This window comes from Microcystis sp. M53603_WE2 (assembly GCF_030065435.1).
The window spans coordinates 1-3,171 of the sequence record NZ_JASJFF010001386.1 but is presented as its reverse complement, the minus strand read 5'-3'; the positions used below and the strand labels follow the sequence as shown (position 1 = coordinate 3,171).

4 protein-coding genes are annotated in these 3,171 nt (G+C 43.6%); 3 read left to right on the top strand and 1 reads right to left on the bottom strand.

Annotated elements, in window-relative coordinates; all coding sequences use genetic code 11:
- The first annotated feature begins 333 nt into the window (after positions 1 to 333).
- A complete protein-coding gene (locus PX481_RS29120; protein ID WP_002763635.1) occupies positions 334 to 621 on the top strand; it encodes a YggT family protein in 288 nt (95 codons plus the stop codon).
- Here the strand turns inward: PX481_RS29120 and PX481_RS29115 are convergent.
- Positions 618 to 1,058 carry a hypothetical protein gene (locus PX481_RS29115; RefSeq protein WP_002753281.1) on the bottom strand — a complete coding sequence of 147 codons (441 nt, stop codon included), beginning with the start codon at positions 1,056 to 1,058 and terminating at the stop codon, positions 618 to 620. The genes PX481_RS29120 and PX481_RS29115 overlap by 4 nt on opposite strands.
- 471 nt (positions 1,059 to 1,529) lie before the next feature.
- Between PX481_RS29115 and grxC the strand changes: the two genes are divergently transcribed.
- Positions 1,530 to 1,790, top strand: a complete 261-nt coding sequence (gene grxC / locus PX481_RS29110; protein ID WP_002803525.1) for a glutaredoxin 3 — start codon at positions 1,530 to 1,532, stop codon at positions 1,788 to 1,790.
- A 15-nt stretch (positions 1,791 to 1,805) separates the two neighbouring features.
- Entirely contained in the window at positions 1,806 to 2,786 is a 981-nt protein-coding gene (gene gshB, locus PX481_RS29105) for a glutathione synthase (RefSeq protein WP_288097455.1), read from the top strand.
- Positions 2,787 to 3,171: the final 385 nt, after the last annotated feature.

Below are 3,171 nucleotides of genomic sequence, written 5' to 3'. Positions count from 1 at the left end.
GGAGTGATTGGGGGGAAAATTCCTGGACTTTTTCCCTGAAAATGGGTAAAACCCCACACCCCACACCCCACACCCCACACCCTACCCCCACGAAAAACTTTTTGCCGCAAACCCTACTTGAACAATCCGAGTCTCCCCAAAAGGAAAACTTCCTATCTCATCATTAAGATAACTGCTGTATTCAGTTTTCTTCCCCAGTGTCCGTCAACTGGGAGGAATGCCGATAGCTGGTTAAAACCAGTAAGACAGGGCGGCGAGAGTAACTAAAGACTATTTTTTTGGTAAGATCAAAGCTAAACTAACCATCACGCCCTCTTGAGGAAAGATTTATTTATGAGCGATATAGGGTTTATTTTGACGATAATCAACAATTTCCTGCAAATTTACTCGGTAATCCTAATTGTTAGGGTTTTACTGACTTGGTTCCAAAATGCTGGTTGGGCCTATCAGATTATGTCTTTTCTCAGTCCGATTACCGATCCCTATTTAAACCTCTTTCGCTCGATTATCCCACCCCTAGGCGGAATGGACTTGTCCCCGATTCTCGCGTTCCTGCTGCTCAACGTTGTTCAGAGTGTCGTAGCCACAGGGGCCAGCAGTCTGGTCAGTAGCAGTTTCTAAATCCGCGGATCCACACTGCTGGTAAAACCGGAAGCTTTGAATTTTTCCAGTCGCAAGGGGGTTGGTTGATTGGTAGAAACAGAAATTCTGATCTCGAAATCACTAATCCCTGGCGGCACTTCTGGAATTGCCCCGACTCGGCTACGATTTTGTAAAGCCGGTTCCCCGTTAGCATCGTAAATCCGACCAAAAACATCGGCATCATAGACGGTTTTTCCGGAATTATTTTTAGCTTTGCCGGTGATTAAAAAACAATTAGCCGGAAAACTGGTTCCCCCACTGGTGACACTCCCCTCGGCTAATTCGGGGGGACAGTCTTTGTAAGATACATCTAATAGTTGAATTGGGGTCAAAGCTTGAGCAGTAGGGATGATAAGCAAGCTAGACAGCCAGAAAAGAACAGAAAGGAGCAAAACGGTGAGCGAGCGTGGTGTCATAGATGAGTGATTTTACGGTATGATTTCCCCAATACTTAGATTATCGTGGATCGTCACCCTTTGAAATCAGCTTTTTTAGGACTCTCATGGGAATGGATTCCCACAGACGCTCTCGATAGTTGCGACGGGTTTACCTGTGAGGTAATAGGTGTAGGGCTAATTCATGAATTAGCCCTACAATAGGCGTTGTCAAATTGAAAGATGCTCCGAATCAGCACCGGAACTGAAATTACTTTGATAGCAAGGATTGCATTGCATCTTTACCTATTCTGATCTGACAACGCCGTAAATGAAAGTGAGGATGATTCCCCCCCTGTTAGTTGCCGTATTCGCTTTCAAAACGGTGAAGAATGGGAAATACAAGCAATATATCAGTGGAATCGCCCTAATTGGCGTTTTCTGACCTGAAGGAAGATCACTGCTCGGTTATCGGCTAAAATTTAAGATATGTAAAGAAGGGAGATAAATTTTATGGCCGCTAATGTTGAGATCTATACTTGGAGTTCCTGTCCTTTCTGTATCCGCGCTAAAGCATTACTCAAGAAAAAAGGGGTGGAGTTTACCGAATATTGTATCGATGGTGATGAAAGAGCGCGAGCCAAAATGTCCGATCGAGCCAATGGTCGTACAAGTGTACCACAAATTTTTATAAACGATCAACACATCGGGGGCTGCGATGACATCTATGCTTTAGATAGAAGTGGTGGTTTAGCTCCCCTGTTGCAGAATTAAGGATAAAAACTATTAATGAAACTAGCCTTTATTATCGATCCGATCGAGTATTTAGATCCGGGCCATGATACCAGTGTAGCTATCATGGAAGCGTCCCAATTATTAGGCCATGAAGTCTGGATGACTTCCATCACGGATCTCAGTGCGATTGCGGGAAAAGCTTGGGCAAAACTAACTAAAATTGAACTGGTTCCCGTGGAGTTAAAAGATAATCATTGGGTGGCTGTATCTCAATGGTATCAAAGACAAGAGACAGTTTTTACCTGCCTAGAAAACTTCGATTTTGTCTGGATGCGAAAAGACCCACCCGTGACGATTGCCTATCTTTATGCCACCTATTTATTAGACCTGATCGACCCCCAAAAAACCCAAGTAATTAACTCAACTAGGGGTTTACGCCATGCCAACGAAAAGTTATATACTATTCACTTTGCTCAGGTAATGCCCGCCACAATTGTTTCCCAAGATAAAGCGACAATTAGGGAATTTGTCAACCAAAAAGGGGCGGCAGTTATGAAACCTTTGGGGGGCAAAGCAGGGGAGGGAATTTTATTTCTTAGTCCCGAAGATCGCAATCTCAATTCAATGATTGAAATTAGCACAAAATGGGGACAAGAACCGGTAATGATTCAAGATTATTTACCAGCTGCCCAAGAAGGAGATAAACGCATTATTGTCCTCAATGGTGAACCCATCGGGGCAGTTAATCGCATTCCCACCGGTTCAGAATTTCGCGGTAATATGGCCGTGGGTGGACGAGTAGCAAAAACAGCAATCAGCGATCGAGAATTAGAAATCTGTGCCACTTTAGCCCCAAAATTACGAGAAGATGGCCTATATTTTGTCGGATTAGATGTGATTGGTGGCTACCTCACCGAAGTTAATGTCACCAGTCCCACCGGCATTCGCGAGATCGATCGATTAAACAATGTTAGTTTAGCTCAACAGGTAATTCAATGGCTAGAAAATTTTGCTTGTGCCAAGGCTCGGCCTTGACACACAATATTTAAGGCTCTTTATTAAAATATCCTTCAGGTAGAACCTGAATAAAGGGTTCCCAAGTAGAACCTGGGAACGAGATAACAGGATTTGCTTGTGCCAAGGCTCTGCCTTGACAGACAATATTTAAGGCTCTGCCTTAAAATATCCTTCAGGTACAACCTGGGAACGAGATCCACGAGATGCAATGAGACACAACAAATAAACCCGCAAAGGAAAGGAGACGGCCAAAATGGGACGCAGTCGCTACCAAATTATTGAACAATGTCCATACTTTCTCACCTGCACTACTGTCAATTGGACTCCGATTTTTAGTAAACCTGAACTTGCCCAAATAATATTTAATTCTCTCAGCTTTCTTCAAGAGCATCAACGGTTATCG

Coding starts and splice junctions, on each gene's coding strand:
- PX481_RS29120 (WP_002763635.1), top strand. CDS start 334: ATGAGCGATATAGGGTTTATTTTGACGATAATCAACAATTTCCTGCAA.
- PX481_RS29115 (WP_002753281.1), bottom strand. CDS start 1,058: ATGACACCACGCTCGCTCACCGTTTTGCTCCTTTCTGTTCTTTTCTGG.
- grxC (WP_002803525.1), top strand. CDS start 1,530: ATGGCCGCTAATGTTGAGATCTATACTTGGAGTTCCTGTCCTTTCTGT.
- gshB (WP_288097455.1), top strand. CDS start 1,806: ATGAAACTAGCCTTTATTATCGATCCGATCGAGTATTTAGATCCGGGC.